The organism is Pseudomonas sp. B21128 (genome assembly GCF_044218865.1).
GTDB lineage: Bacteria > Pseudomonadota > Gammaproteobacteria > Pseudomonadales > Pseudomonadaceae > Aquipseudomonas > Aquipseudomonas iridis.
Genome location: NZ_CP162590.1, coordinates 992385 through 1006670, shown reverse-complemented (window position 1 = coordinate 1006670; position 14286 = coordinate 992385). Strand labels below are relative to the sequence as shown.

Here is a 14286-nt window from a genome sequence, read left to right as displayed (position 1 = left end):
GAAGATGCCTTTTATTTCGCGTTTCATCCTTTTGCTGGGAGCGCTGCTGGTCAGCGCTTGCGCCCAGCAAGCCCCGGCCTTCACGCCGCCGTCCGAGCGCCCGGTGGCGGCCAGTGAAAAACCGTGGCCGAAGAATCACGTGCTGGGCATTGCTTATCACGATGTCGAAGATCTTGATCCCGATCAGGCCGTGGTGGCGGTGCGCACCGAGCGCATGATCGAACAGCTCGCCTGGCTGCGGGAGAACAACTACAAACCGGTCACGGTCGACCAGATCATGGCCGCCCGCAAGGGTGGGCCGGAGCTGCCGCCGAAGGCGATCCTGCTCAGTTTCGACGATGGTTATTCGAGCTTCTACACCCGCGTGCTGCCAGTGTTGCGCGCCTATAACTGGCACGCGTTGCTGGCGCCGGTCGGCACCTGGATCGACACGCCGCTCAACCAGCCAGTGGATTTTGCCGGTACGCCACGAGCGCGCTCCGACTTCCTGACCTGGGAGCAGGTACGCGAGATCTCCAGGTCCGGGCTGGTGGAAATCGCCGCCCACACCGACGCCAATCACAAAGGCATTCTCGCCAACCCGCAAGGCAATCTGCAGCCTGCCGCCGCGACCCGACGTTACGATCCGCTGACCAAACGCTATGAGTCCGAGGCCGATTTCCAGGCGCGGATTCGCACCGACGTCAGCAACATCTCGGAAAAAATCCGCAAGGCCACCGGTTATAGACCGCGGGTCTGGGTCTGGCCATATGGCGCGGCGGACGGCACTTCGCTGACCGTGGTGGGCGAGGAGTGCTATGAAATGGCCCTGACCCTCGACGACGGTCTCGACGCCCTCGACAACCTGATGAGCAGCCCGCGCTTCCTCGTCGCCTCCGATCCTGACGGCACGCATTTCGCCAACAGCGTTGTCTCGGCGCAGGCGGATTTCGCCATGCGCGTGGTGCACGTGGATCTGGACAACGTCTACGACCCGGACCCGGTGCAGCAGGACATCAACCTCGGCAAACTGGTGCAGCGCATGGCCGACATGGGCGCCAACACCGTATTCCTGCAAGCCTTCGCCGATCCCAAGGGCGACGGTCTGGTGCACTCGCTGTACTTCCCCAACCGCCACTTGCCGGTGCGTGCGGATATTTTCGATCGTGTGGCCTGGCAACTGCGCACCCGTGCTCACGTGAAAGTCTTCGCCTGGATGCCGGTGCTGAGTTTTGCTCTCGATTCGAAATTGCCGCGTGTGATGAGCTGGGACCCGGAAACCGGTACCACCTCGGTCGCTCCTGATCAGTACAAACGCCTGTCGCCGTTCGATCCGGAAGTACGGCGGATCATCGGTGAAATCTACGAAGACGTGGCGCGCCTGACTTCGGTCGACGGCATCCTTTACCACGACGATGCCGTGTTCTCGGACTTCGAAGACGCCGGCCCGCAAGCATTGAAGGTATACGCCGCAAACGGCTTGCCGGGTTCGATCGCGGCACTGCGTGATGACCCGGCGGCGATGCAGCGCTGGACGCGCTTCAAGAGTCGTTACCTGATCGATTTCACCAACGAGCTCACCGCCAAAGTCCGCGCCATCCGAGGGCCGCAAGTGCAGACCGCGCGCAACATCTTCGCCGAGCCGATGCTCAATCCACACAGTGAAGAATGGTACGCACAGAACCTCGATGACTTCCTCGCGACCTACGACTGGACGGCGCCGATGGCCATGCCGCTGATGGAAAAACAGACGCAGGAACAGTCTGGCCCATGGCTGGAAAAGCTGGTGCAAACCGTCAGCAAACGCCCCGGCGCGCTGAACCGCACGGTATTCGAATTGCAGGCCCGCGACTGGACGAAAAAGGATCAGGCCGACATCGATGGCGCGCATCTGGCGGACTGGATGGGCCGCCTCAAGCGTCAGGGCGCGACCAGTTTTGGCTACTACCCGGACAACTTCCTCGACAACCTGCCGGACCTGAAAACCGTAAGGCCTGCACTCTCCAACAAATGGAACCCATGACATGCTGGATAGACTGTTAGCCCTGCTTGTTCTGGCGCTCGTCCTCGGCGTACCGCTGGGGCTGATCTTCCTGGTCACCGGGCAGTTCCTGATGGACTTCGTGTTTTTCTACCCGTTGTTCATGTCTGGCTTGTGGATTGCCGGTGGCCTGTATTTCTGGCTGCACTGGGAGCGGCACTGGCCGTGGAAGGACGACACGCTGCCGCCGTCACTGGAAGGCGAGCCGCTGATCTCGATCCTGATCCCTTGCTACAACGAAGGCGACAACGCCGCCGACACCATCCATGCGGCGCTGGCCCAGCATTACCCGAACATCGAAGTCATTGCGATCAACGACGGCTCCAAGGACAACACCGCTGAAGTGCTCGACCGGCTGGCCAAGGAAGACCCGCGGCTACGGGTCCTGCACCTGGCGGAAAACCAGGGCAAGGCTGTGGCCCTGCGTATGGGCGCGATTGCCGCGCGCAGTGAATATCTGGTGTGCATCGACGGCGATGCGCTGCTGGCGCCGAACACGGCGGCCTATCTGGTGGCGCCGATGCTCGACAACGCACGCCTTGGAGCCGTGACCGGCAATCCGCGGATCCGTACGCGTTCGACGCTGGTCGGGCGGGTGCAGGTCGGCGAGTTCTCATCGATCATCGGGCTGATCAAACGCACTCAGCGCGTATTCGGGCGAATCTTCACCGTGTCCGGCGTCATCGTCGCGTTCCGCCGCACGGCGCTGAACCGGGTGGGCTACTGGAGCCCGGACATGATCACCGAAGACATCGACATCAGCTGGAAACTGCAACTCGATCACTGGAGCATCTTCTACGAGCCCCGCGCCCTGTGCTGGATTCTGATGCCGGAAACCCTCGGCGGCCTGTGGAAGCAGCGGTTGCGCTGGGCACAGGGCGGCGCCGAAGTGCTGTTCAAGAACATTCGCGGCATTTGGCAGTACCGCCATCGTTACCTGTGGCCGCTACTGTTCGAATACTGCCTGTCCACCGGTTGGGCGTTTACCTTCCTGCTGTCGGTGATCTTCTGGGGCGTCGGCAAGTTCGTGGTCATGCCAGAAGCCATCGCGGTGGATCATTTGATGCCGCCGGCGTTTACCGGGTTGCTGCTGGCGTTCGTGTGTCTGGTGCAGTTTGCGGTCAGCATCGTCATCGACCGTCGTTATGAACCGGGGCTGGGCCGGACGATGTTCTGGGTGATCTGGTACCCGCTGGTGTTCTGGTTGATCAGTCTGCTGACCACGCTGGTCAGTTTCCCCAAGGTGCTGTTCGGCCAGCATCAAAAACGTGCGCGTTGGGTCAGTCCCGATCGGGGTATCAAGCCGATCGGCGACGACGAAGAGGAAGTCATCAAATGAAAATCATCCGGACCCGCCAGCGGCCAATCCTGGTCGTGATCGACGTTATCCTCACGGTGGTGGCCTGGGTCGGCCTGCTGTTTCTGCTGGTGCGCGGGCTATGGCCGCTGATGGAAACCCACGCCGGCGCGCCGCGCATCGACAGCTCGGCATTCGATGCGCTGGGCACGTTGCAGATTTACCTGTGGATCGCTGTGGTCAACGCCGTGATCCTGATTGCATGGGCGCGTTATCAACAGCGCAAAAGCAGAAGCTTCGCTCAGCGCCGTTTGCCGTCACCGGTGATCGACGATGCAGGGCTGAGCAAGAGTTTCAAACTCTGCGATGACCGTCTGCAGAAACTGCGCACGCCCGGGGTGATGACCATCCACAACGATCAGGAAGGTGACATCAGTCATGTGGTGACGCATTTCTGGCCAGTGACACCCGCGCAGCTGCCATCGCCACTGGCACCGCTGGAGCATCCGCGGGTGATCTTCTTGCACGCTGAAGATGACGATAATCGCGAGCCTTTGCACCAGTAGAAAAGCTTGCTTGAAATTCGGCAGCGCCTGCAGGGATCGTGTTTACTCGCGGATCAATTGCCACGCCTCTTCAATGGATAGCGGCTGCTTCATGCGCACGGCCAGCATCGCCATCGCCCGCTCTTTTTCGCAGGCCACTGCCGCGACAACGATACCGTTTTTGCCGAACAGGCCGATGAAGGGCGGGTGCTCGGGTTCACCCATGAATTCGACCTCATCCCATCGCTCGGCATGGCCGAGGTATTCGTAGTTCTTGCCGAAGTGCCACGTCCAGAAAAACGGCACATCCAGGTAGTGCTCATTGCCACCGAGCATATTGGCGGCGGCGATTCGCGCGTGTTGCTGGGCCAGGCGCCAGTGTTCGATGCGCTGAGGCTGGCCGCTCAGCGGAAACGTGGCGATGTCGCCAATCGCCCATAGACCTTCAGCCACCCGCATACCGTCATCGACACGCAGTGAGTGATCCTTTTCCCTGGGCAATGACGCGAAAGCTTCTGTGGCCGGATGCACGCCCACGCCGGCCACCACCAGATCCGCCGAAAGCCGCAAACCGTTGTCGAGCAACACCGTCTCGACTTTACCGCTGCCGGTGATCTCCTGCGCCTCATGCTCGGTGATGAACTTCACGCCGTTTTCTTCGTGCAAGGCGCGGATGGCTTTCCCCACAGCGTCGCCGAACTGAGCGGCGAAAGGGATCGCGTGGCGAGCGAGGACGGTGACGTCGAGGCCGTGCTGGCGCAGGGCCGAGGCGCATTCGAGGGCAATGAAACTGTCGCCGATGATCACTGCACGTTGATCGGGTGCGGCGGCGTTCATGATCTGTTCTGCCTGGGCTTTTGAGCGCAGGAGGAACACCTGCGGCAGATCCGCGCCGGGCAACTCCAATGGATTGGGCTCGCCGCCGGTCGCCAGCACGGCTGCATCGTAATTCACGGTTTGGCCATCGTGCAGGTGAAGGGTTTTTGCTGCGGCGTCGAGCAAACTGATTTCGCCCTGAATGCGCTCGATGCGCTGCTCTTTATAAAAATCTTCATCGCGCAACGGTGGGGTTTCTTCCGGCGACATTTCCCCGGCGAGGACAAATTTGCTCAGCACCGTGCGGTCGTACCCGGCATCGGGCTCGCGGTCGATCATTTTGATGCGGCCGCCAAAACCCTTTTCCCGCAGCGCCGCCGCACACGCAGTACCTGCCGCACCGGCACCGACAATCACGAACGTACGTGCATCGTCAGCCGGCGGGATGTGCGGGTCGGCAATCGGCTGCTCATCCACCCAAACCTCATCGCCACGCAGCTCCAGCGGATAACGCTTGAGGCTGTCGAGGGCTGGCGGCTCACACAAAGCACCGTCTTCAGCGCGAAAGGCTGCCTTGTGCCACGGGCAAACCAGCCGCCCGTGGCACAACGCGCCGTCAGCCAAAGGCGCGCCGGCATGCGGGCATTCACCCTGAAAAGCACGTAATTCGCCGGCGGCACGCAGCAACACAATCTTGCAGTCGCCGATTTTCACTTCCAGACCACGATCTTCAGGAACATCGGCGAAACGGGCGACACGGTGCAGAGACATGTTGGGCTTCCTCGCGGGCATTTCTCTTACGAGTTTGCAGCGCAGTGCGAGGTTCAGCCATTTGCTACTGCCAAGGCACGAACGGTACAGCTATAGTTTGTAAGCCGACGACGGCCCAACTGCACAAGGTGCTCCCGGAATGACCCGATTGACCTCTCTCAACCCTTGGCTGGCGGCCGTTGCCGTCGCCCTTTGCGTGCAGTTACCGGCGCAGGCCCAAGAGCGCTTTACCCTGAGCATCCCGGGTGTGTCGGATAACCGTCTGTTCACTGCGGCGGCGGCCAGCGATGCGGCCGGTTGCGGCGGCAAGAACCAGTCACCCGCGCTGAGCTGGAACGCCGGCCCTGCCGGGACCCTGAGCTACGCGATTGTCATGCACGACCCGGACGGCCAGAAAGGCCTGGGCGTCGATCACTGGATTCACTACGGCATCAAACCCACGGCTCATCAGATTGCTGCGGGTGTCGGCGCCAAATCCGCTTTCGAAGGCATCGGTGGCACCAACAGCAAGGGCAACACTCATTACATGGGGCCATGCCCACCGGTGGGCGACAGCGCGCATCACTACATCATCCAGCTCTACGCGCTGGATCTGGCCCCGGACGCCTTGCCTGCCGGTTTGACCCGTGCCGAACTGATGGAAAAAATCAAAGGCCACGTGCTGCGCAACAGCAGTGCGGTGCGGCGTTATCACCGCTGAAAAAAATTTCAGCGGCGTTTAACCCGAACTGAACGGGCTGCCCGTCTCAGTGGATGAATGATCAATTTCATCCCGAGGTCAGCCCCCATGTCTCTTCCTCTTTTACGTCCTGTAGTGGTCGGTATTTTGCTGGCCCTCGGCGGTTGCGGTGTCTCTTCCAAACCTGATTCCGCTGCTGCACCGGCTCAGACTGAAGCCGTTGTGCAACATGAAGCGATCATCGCTGACGGTGCCATGGCCAAGCGCAGCGCGCGTCCGGCACCCATAGCCAGTTTTGCCGCAATGCCTGCCGGGGAACGTTATCCACAAGGCTATCGCGACGAGCAGCGCGAGCAATATCAAACGCTGGCCGACAACCCTATCCACAGCGTCGCCGACACCCCGGTCTCGACCTTCAGCGCCGACGTCGATACCGGCGCCTACGCCAACGTTCGTCGCTTGCTCAATCAGGGACGCCTGCCGCCGGAAGGCGCGGTGCGGCTGGAGGAAATGGTCAACTATTTCCCTTACGACTACGCATTGCCCAGTGACGGCTCGCCGTTTGGCATGACCACCGAGCTGGCAGCATCGCCGTGGAATCCGCACACGCGCTTGCTGCGCATCGGCATCAAGGCTTCCGACCGTGCGGTTGCGCAACTGGCCCCGGCCAATCTGGTGTTTCTGGTCGACGTGTCCGGCTCGATGGATCGCCGCGAAGGGCTGCCGATGGTCAAAAGCACGCTGAAATTGCTGGTTGACCAGTTACGCGATCAGGATCGGGTTTCGTTGGTGGTGTATGCCGGTGAATCCAGAGTGGTGCTTGAGCCCACATCCGGACGAGAAAAAGCGAAGATTCGCACAGCCATCGAGCAATTAACTGCGGGCGGCTCCACCGCTGGGGCGTCAGGCATCGAACTGGCTTATCAAATGGCGCAACAGGGGTTCATCGCCAAAGGCATCAACCGCATCCTGCTGGCCACCGACGGCGACTTCAACGTCGGGGTCAGCGACTTCGACAGCCTTAAACAAATGGCTGTGGATAAACGTAAAACCGGTATTTCCCTGACCACCCTGGGTTTTGGTGTGGATAACTACAATGAACACTTGATGGAACAATTGGCCGATGCCGGCGATGGCAGCTACGCCTACATCGACAACCTGCGCGAGGCGCGCAAAGTGCTGGTGGATCAACTCGGCTCGACCCTCACCGTGGTGGCGAAAAACGTCAAATTGCAGGTGGAGTTCAACCCCGCGCAAGTCAGCGAGTATCGCCTGCTCGGTTATGAAAACCGTGCGTTGAAGCGTGAGGATTTCAGTAATGACAAGGTCGATGCTGGCGAAATTGGTGCAGGACACACGGTGACGGCGTTGTATGAAATTGTTCCGGCAGGCGAGAAGGGCTGGCTGGAGCCACTGCGCTACGGTAAATCTGAAAAGGCTGTTTCCGAGAGCAGCGGGGAATTGGCGATGTTGCGTGTGCGTTATCAACAGCCCGAAGGTGGGAAAAGTCTTTTGATCGAGCGGCCGATTGCCAATCAGGTTGTGCCAGCCAGCGAGGATTTGCGTTTTGCTGCGGCGGTCGCCGCGTTTTCCCAGCAACTTAAAGACGGTCGCTATACCGGCGATTTCACCCTGAGCGACACCGAAGCGCTGGCTCGTGGTGCCCGTGGCGATGACCGTTTCGGTCTGCGCAACGAGTTTGTGCAACTCGTCGAACTGGCGCAGAGCCTGCGCACTTCAACCGCATCGAATGCGCTGTCCACTGAGCGACGGATTGAATAGTGAGTCGTCTGAAAGGCTTCATCAGTCAGCTGTTTGCTTCGTCAGACAGCCCGGCCGCCAGCAGCGATGAAGCGCTGCTGGCGCGTTATCGCGAGGGCGACGCCGCGGCGTTCGAGACCTTGTACGCCCGCCACCGTCAGGGTTTGTATCGGTTTCTGCTCGGTCTGAGTGGCAAACCCGAACTGGCTGACGAAGTCTTTCAGGAAACCTGGCTGAGCCTGATCCGCAGCGCCAGTCAGCCACAAGGACGGGCGACATTTCGTACATGGCTGTTCCAGATTGCCCGCAATCGCCTGATCGACCACTGGCGCAAACACGGTGCCCGGCAACCGCTGCACGACAGTTACGATGAACAACTCCACGCGGTCAGCGACGAAGCCACCGACCCCGAACAACTGCTGAGTCTCAGTCGCGACAGTCAGCGCCTGGAAAACGCCCTGCAAACGCTGCCCACCGATCAACGCGAAGTATTCCTGCTACGCGCCCACGGCGACCTCGACCTGGCGCAAATCGCCAGCCTCACCGATACGCCGCTGGAAACCGTGAAAAGCCGCTTGCGCTACGCCCAGCAAAAACTGCGTCGGCTGCTGGCCGAGGAGGTACTGACATGACTGACGCCCGCCAGACACCCGAAGATTCGGTGATCAAACATGTGCGCGAACAGCACAACGCTGAACCGCCAACGCACCTTGATGCGTTCATTCTCAATGCTGCGCACCGCCACGCCCCGCCGGCTAAGCCTGGTCTGTGGCAACGCTGGCTCGACGCCTGCCGCAAACCGCGCTGGCAAGTCGCGTTCGCCAGCCTCGTCGGCGTGGCCCTGATGCTGTCGTTGGTGCAACGCGCGCCCGAGCCACAGCCGCAATTCGACTTTGCGCCCACCGCCAAACCCGCCGCGCCCCTTGCCCGTAAACAAGCGCCCGAAGCATTGAGCGCCCCGGCAGGTGCCATGTCCGCACCCGCGCCGATGGCAGAAATGGCTGCGCCGATGCAAAGCGAATCGATCCACGCCGACGAAGCCAAAGCCAGCAAACGCGCCGCCGCCCCGGCCAACGGTCTCGACGAACAACTGCGCGAAGTCCTGCGCCTGCGCGAATCCGGCCAATCGCAAGCCGCCGACACGCTGTTCAACGACCTGCACAAACGCTACCCGAACGCCGACCTTGACGCCCGGCTCAAACAAATCCAGAAGAACTGACTGCCTGTGGGCCCAGCCATTTGGCATTGCCCCGCAAAACGCGCACTATCGGGCCATAGCTGAAGCGCTGGAGAACACCGTGGCACCAAAAATCGACCGCATCGCCCAACTCCTCAATTGCCCGAAAAAGGGCGAAGAGATGCGGCGCGCGATTACTGAAGCGCGTAAGGAGTTTCTGCTGAGTCAGCAGGAAGAAGACGTGCTTGAGGAAGAGGACGTATTTGAGGAGGAGGTTGAGGGGGAAGACGACGAGGATGAGGATTACGATGAGTTTGACTGGACGACGGAGTAACGTTGGGTCCAAACAATTCAGCGCCCACAAAAAAGCCCCGGACCACCACAGTCCGGGGCTTTCTCATTTTGATTCATGGTGCACCAGGCGGGATTCGAACCCACGACCACTGCCTTCGGAGGGCAGTACTCTATCCAGCTGAGCTACTGGTGCAGCGGGCGACATCATACCTAGGTCGGCTCGGGGCGTCCATGCTGCGTTTCGGCACCTATTGTCAGTGCGCGTGTCGGAATAAAACGCTGCATTCCAGAAAGCGGTAACGTCCTGCAAAACCCTCGCTTGGCGCTTTGGCGGGGCTGATCTATGGTTTTACTGCGGCATGGGTTTTTGCGCGTTGATCTGAAAATTTCCACAAACACGCCGTTTTTGTTCTTTTTTTCGAACGCCCTATTGTCCTTTAACCCCTTTGCTCCTACGATCCGTTTGAGATTTCAAACGCCCGTTGATTGGGTGTTGAAGCGCAGATGTTCCGAAGCGTGCACTATTTTTGCGCCTCACCCGGTCACTGATTTCCCTGACGGCAGCCTTGCGAGGCGCCTTTCTACAATCATAATTTGCTCCGCGCAGGCCGCGGTGCTGTTAAGGAAAGCCGACATGCAGCTTAAAGACACCCAGTTGTTCCGCCAGCAAGCCTTCATTGATGGCGCTTGGGTCGATGCGGACAACGGTCAGACGATCAAGGTCAATAACCCGGCCACTGGCGAAATCCTCGGCACCGTGCCGAAGATGGGCGCTGCCGAAACCCGCCGTGCCATTGAAGCCGCTGACAAAGCGCTGCCGGCCTGGCGTGCACTGACCGCCAAGGATCGTGCGAACAAGCTGCGCCGCTGGTTCGAACTGATCATCGAGAACCAGGACGACCTCGCTCGCCTGATGACCCTCGAGCAGGGCAAGCCGCTGGCCGAAGCCAAGGGCGAAATCGTTTACGCCGCTTCGTTCATCGAATGGTTCGCCGAAGAAGCCAAGCGCATCTACGGTGACGTGATTCCGGGTCACCAGCCCGACAAGCGCCTGATTGTTATCAAGCAGCCGATCGGTGTTACCGCGGCCATCACCCCGTGGAACTTCCCGGCAGCGATGATCACCCGTAAGGCCGGCCCTGCGCTGGCTGCCGGTTGCACCATGGTGCTCAAACCGGCTTCGCAAACCCCATTCTCCGCATTCGCGCTGGCTGAACTGGCTCAGCGTGCCGGCATTCCTGCCGGCGTGTTCAGCGTGGTGTCCGGCAGCGCCGGTGACATCGGCAGCGAACTGACCAGCAACCCGATCGTACGCAAACTGTCCTTCACCGGCTCGACTGAAATCGGCCGTCAGTTGATGGCCGAATGCGCCAAGGACATCAAGAAAGTGTCGCTGGAGCTGGGCGGCAACGCGCCGTTCATCGTGTTCGACGATGCGGATCTGGATAAGGCCGTCGAAGGCGCGATCATTTCCAAATATCGCAACAACGGTCAGACCTGCGTCTGCGCCAACCGTCTGTACATTCAGGATTCGGTCTACGATGCGTTCGCCGAAAAACTGAAAGTGGCAGTAGCCAAGCTGAAGATCGGTAACGGTCTGGAAGACGGCACCACCACTGGCCCGCTGATCGACGAAAAAGCCGTGGCGAAGGTGCAAGAGCACATTGCTGACGCTGTAGCCAAAGGCGCAACCGTTTTGGCTGGCGGCAAGCAAATGGAAGGCAACTTCTTCGAGCCGACCATCCTGACCAACGTGCCGAAAAACGCGGCAGTGGCCAAGGAAGAGACCTTCGGTCCGCTGGCGCCGTTGTTCCGCTTCAAAGACGAAGCCGAAGTGATCGCGATGTCCAATGACACCGAGTTTGGTCTGGCTTCTTACTTCTACGCTCGCGATCTGGGCCGTGTGTTCCGTGTGGCTGAAGCCCTGGAATACGGCATGGTTGGCGTCAACACCGGGCTGATCTCCAACGAAGTCGCACCGTTCGGCGGCATCAAGGCCTCGGGCCTGGGCCGTGAAGGCTCCAAGTACGGCATCGAAGATTACCTGGAAATCAAATACCTCTGCCTGGGCATCTAAGCCGGGAAAGGGATCGCTGCAAACGCAAAGGGCACGAGAGCGCTGTCCCTTTGCGTGTTTCAAACCGGAATTTTCTCTGCGGCCGGGAACGCTGTGGCAGTCGATCATCGCATGCTGCCACCGTCGCTTCCTCCCGCTTAATCCTTGAACCACGCCGCCCGATGAGCGGCGAATGAGGACTGTAATGAGCAAGACTAACGCTGAACTGATGGCCCGCCGTACCGCTGCTGTACCCCGTGGTGTTGGCCAGATTCACCCGATCTTCGCCGAATCCGCGAAGAACGCTACCGTGACTGACGTTGAAGGTCGTGAATTCATCGACTTCGCCGGCGGCATCGCAGTACTGAACACCGGCCACGTGCACCCGAAAATCATCGCGGCCGTGACCGAACAGCTGAACAAGCTGACGCACACCTGCTTTCAGGTGCTGGCCTACGAACCGTACGTTGAGCTGTGCGAAAAAATCAACGCCAAGGTGCCTGGTGATTTCGCCAAGAAAACCCTGCTGGTCACCACCGGTTCCGAAGCGGTAGAAAACGCCGTGAAAATCGCCCGTGCTGCCACTGGCCGCGCTGGCGTGATCGCCTTCACCGGCGCTTACCACGGTCGCACCATGATGACCCTGGGTCTGACCGGTAAAGTCGTGCCTTACTCGGCCGGCATGGGCTTGATGCCAGGTGGCATCTTCCGCGCGCTGTACCCGAACGAACTGCACGGCGTGAGCATCGACGACTCGATCGCTTCCATCGAACGCATTTTCAAGAATGACGCCGAGCCGAAAGACATCGCCGCGATCATCATCGAGCCTGTACAGGGCGAAGGTGGTTTCTACGTCGCGCCGAAAGAATTCATGAAGCGTCTGCGTGCCCTGTGCGACCAGCACGGCATCCTGCTGATTGCTGACGAAGTACAAACCGGCGCTGGCCGTACCGGTACGTTCTTCGCCATGGAGCAGATGGGCGTTGCTGCCGACCTGACCACCTTCGCCAAATCCATTGCTGGCGGTTTCCCGCTGGCCGGTGTGTGTGGCAAGGCTGAATACATGGACGCCATCGCACCAGGCGGACTGGGCGGCACTTACGCCGGTAGCCCGATCGCTTGCGCCGCTGCTCTGGCAGTGATGGAAGTGTTCGAGGAAGAACAACTGCTGGACCGCTGCAAAGCGGTCGGCGAGCGTCTGGTGACCGGCCTTAAAGCCATCCAGGCCAAATACCCGGTGATCGGCGAAGTCCGTGCATTGGGCGCGATGATCGCCGTTGAGCTGTTCGAAAACGGCGACAGCCACAAGCCGAACGCTGCCGCTGTAGCGTCCGTTGTGGCCAAGGCTCGCGACAAGGGCCTGATCCTGCTGTCCTGCGGCACCTACGGCAACGTGCTGCGCGTACTCGTACCGCTGACCTCGCCGGACGAGCAACTGGACCAAGGCCTGGCGATCATCGAAGAGTGCTTCTCCGAGCTCTGATCATCCGGTGTGATCTGATCGACAAAAAACCCGCTTCGGCGGGTTTTTTTATGCCCCTGAAACACATCGGCTGTTTTAGCGCTGTATCGAATGGCCATCATTGGCTAAGGTTCAAGCATTGCAAGGGAGAGCGTGCATGACTGCCGTTGATTTACCCGCCGTACCCCGAGTGCTGATCGCCGAGGCTGATCCGTGGTCCCGGGACCTGCTCGAACAAGTGTTGCTGAGCGTGCGTTGTGATGCGCGGCTGGATCTGTGTGCCGATGGCAAACAAGCGCTATCGATGCTCAGTGAAGTGCCGTATGACCTGGCCATCGTCGATTGGGAACTGCCCGGCGTCGATGGTTTGAATGTGCTGCGCAGTGTGCGTCAGCGCAAACGTAATCCGCCGCTGCCGTTCATCTTGATGAGCAGCCGCAACGACAGTGCCAGCGTGCGTGAGGCCATACTGCTGGCGCCGACGGCATACCTGACCAAACCCCTGAACATGGAAAGCCTGACCGAGCGTTTGCAGGGTTTGCTGTTGAATGCCGGGGAAGAAGTGTTCTGTGAAGTGCCAGTACTGGCGCCTGGCATGACCTTGTCGGTGTTCCTCGAGCGCCGCCGTGAGCAGGCCGACGGCGCGCCGTTGATGATGGATGTGCAGGTAGCGGTCAAGCGCAGCCTCAATCCCGGCGGTCTCGATCTGACGCAGCTGCAACAGGAATTCCGTACCGATCCGCAGATTACAGCGGTATTGATTGCGGCTGCCAACAGCGCCGGGCAACACCATGGCGCACCGGTACAAACTCTGGCGCAGGCACTGCAGCGGCTTGGCACGGGGCAGAGCATGAATCTGATTCTGGGGCTGGCGCTCAAACGCAGCGCGCGGCTTAGCGATCCCTGTCTGGCGGACTACGCCGAGCGTTATTGGGACCTGTCGCTGCACACCGCTGAATTCGCGCGCACGCTGGCGCGGTTGCTCGATCTGGATCAGGAGCGCTGCTATTGCGCGGGCCTACTGCATCGTCTCGGTGATCTGGCGTTGCTGCGCTGTTTGCAAGAATGGAAACAGGCGGGCGGTGAGCTGGACGATCTTGAGGAAGTGGGTGAAGCGTTGGCGCAATTTGGCGCGGCCTACGGTTCGGCGCTACGCACTCGCTGGCGACTGCCGCTGGAACTGCGTGAGTTGATTGCCTCGGCCTACCAGCTCGGCGGTGGGGTGTATTCCCGCGAGGCGCTGGTGATGAACATGGCGGCGCAGATGGCTCACCTGACCGAGCATGAAGGTATTGAGGCGTTGGCGAAGAGCCGGACGGCGCGGTTGCTCAAGATCGGTTTGCCAGAGTTGATGCGGATGCGTAAATAGCCTGGTTACAGATCCCTGTGGGAGCGGGTTTGCCCGCGA

At 60.3% G+C, this 14286-nt stretch carries 12 protein-coding genes and 1 tRNA gene; 11 read left to right on the top strand and 2 right to left on the bottom strand.

Features of this window, described 5'->3' with window-relative positions:
* Window positions 1–4 precede the first annotated feature (4 nt).
* From pgaB to pgaD, 3 genes are read left to right on the top strand one after another with little or no spacing between them, the layout of a single operon-like run.
* Window positions 5–2002, top strand: coding sequence for a poly-beta-1,6-N-acetyl-D-glucosamine N-deacetylase PgaB (pgaB, locus tag AB4P91_RS04375; protein ID WP_395604387.1), 1998 nt, complete (start codon window positions 5–7; stop codon window positions 2000–2002).
* A gap of 1 nt (window position 2003) precedes the next feature.
* The gene (gene pgaC / locus AB4P91_RS04370; protein WP_150596746.1) at window positions 2004–3359 is read left to right on the top strand and encodes a poly-beta-1,6-N-acetyl-D-glucosamine synthase; all 1356 of its coding nucleotides are present in this window, start codon (window positions 2004–2006) and stop codon (window positions 3357–3359) included.
* Window positions 3356–3883, top strand: coding sequence for a poly-beta-1,6-N-acetyl-D-glucosamine biosynthesis protein PgaD (gene pgaD, locus AB4P91_RS04365; RefSeq protein WP_395604386.1), 528 nt, complete (start codon window positions 3356–3358; stop codon window positions 3881–3883). Before pgaC ends, pgaD begins: the two co-directional genes overlap by 4 nt.
* A 42-nt stretch (window positions 3884–3925) precedes the next feature.
* Here pgaD and AB4P91_RS04360 read toward each other — a convergent pair whose 3' ends face one another.
* Window positions 3926–5449, bottom strand: coding sequence for an FAD-dependent oxidoreductase (locus AB4P91_RS04360; RefSeq protein WP_395604385.1), 1524 nt, complete (start codon window positions 5447–5449; stop codon window positions 3926–3928).
* A gap of 139 nt (window positions 5450–5588) precedes the next feature.
* On the opposite strand from AB4P91_RS04360, the gene AB4P91_RS04355 reads away from it, so the two are divergent.
* The 5 genes from AB4P91_RS04355 (at window position 5589) to AB4P91_RS04335 (ending at window position 9400) form a co-directional block, all read left to right on the top strand.
* Window positions 5589–6149: a YbhB/YbcL family Raf kinase inhibitor-like protein gene (locus AB4P91_RS04355; RefSeq protein ID WP_395604384.1), complete on the top strand. Its 561-nt coding sequence runs from the start codon at window positions 5589–5591 to the stop codon at window positions 6147–6149.
* An 87-nt stretch (window positions 6150–6236) separates the two neighbouring features.
* Window positions 6237–7910: a von Willebrand factor type A domain-containing protein gene (locus AB4P91_RS04350; protein ID WP_395604383.1), complete on the top strand. Its 1674-nt coding sequence runs from the start codon at window positions 6237–6239 to the stop codon at window positions 7908–7910.
* Between the two features lie 29 nt (window positions 7911–7939).
* Entirely contained in the window at window positions 7940–8521 is a 582-nt protein-coding gene (locus AB4P91_RS04345; RefSeq protein ID WP_395604940.1) for an RNA polymerase sigma factor, read from the top strand.
* Window positions 8518–9108, top strand: coding sequence for a hypothetical protein (locus AB4P91_RS04340; protein WP_395604382.1), 591 nt, complete (start codon window positions 8518–8520; stop codon window positions 9106–9108). The genes AB4P91_RS04345 and AB4P91_RS04340 overlap by 4 nt, the downstream gene beginning before the upstream one ends.
* A 55-nt stretch (window positions 9109–9163) precedes the next feature.
* Window positions 9164–9400: a hypothetical protein gene (locus tag AB4P91_RS04335; protein ID WP_224795356.1), complete on the top strand. Its 237-nt coding sequence runs from the start codon at window positions 9164–9166 to the stop codon at window positions 9398–9400.
* A gap of 76 nt (window positions 9401–9476) precedes the next feature.
* Here the strand turns inward: AB4P91_RS04335 and AB4P91_RS04330 are convergent.
* A tRNA-Arg gene (locus AB4P91_RS04330) sits at window positions 9477–9553 on the bottom strand.
* A gap of 441 nt (window positions 9554–9994) precedes the next feature.
* Here AB4P91_RS04330 and gabD point away from each other — a divergent pair.
* The 3 genes from gabD (at window position 9995) to AB4P91_RS04315 (ending at window position 14247) form a co-directional block, all read left to right on the top strand.
* Complete coding sequence (gene gabD, locus AB4P91_RS04325) at window positions 9995–11437, top strand: NADP-dependent succinate-semialdehyde dehydrogenase (RefSeq protein ID WP_042557069.1); 1443 nt, start codon at window positions 9995–9997, stop codon at window positions 11435–11437.
* Window positions 11438–11621: 184 nt separating this feature from the next.
* Entirely contained in the window at window positions 11622–12899 is a 1278-nt protein-coding gene (gene gabT / locus AB4P91_RS04320; protein WP_042557070.1) for a 4-aminobutyrate--2-oxoglutarate transaminase, read from the top strand.
* A 136-nt stretch (window positions 12900–13035) separates the two neighbouring features.
* Window positions 13036–14247, top strand: coding sequence for a response regulator (locus AB4P91_RS04315; protein ID WP_150593792.1), 1212 nt, complete (start codon window positions 13036–13038; stop codon window positions 14245–14247).
* The last annotated feature ends 39 nt before the right edge of the window (window positions 14248–14286 follow it).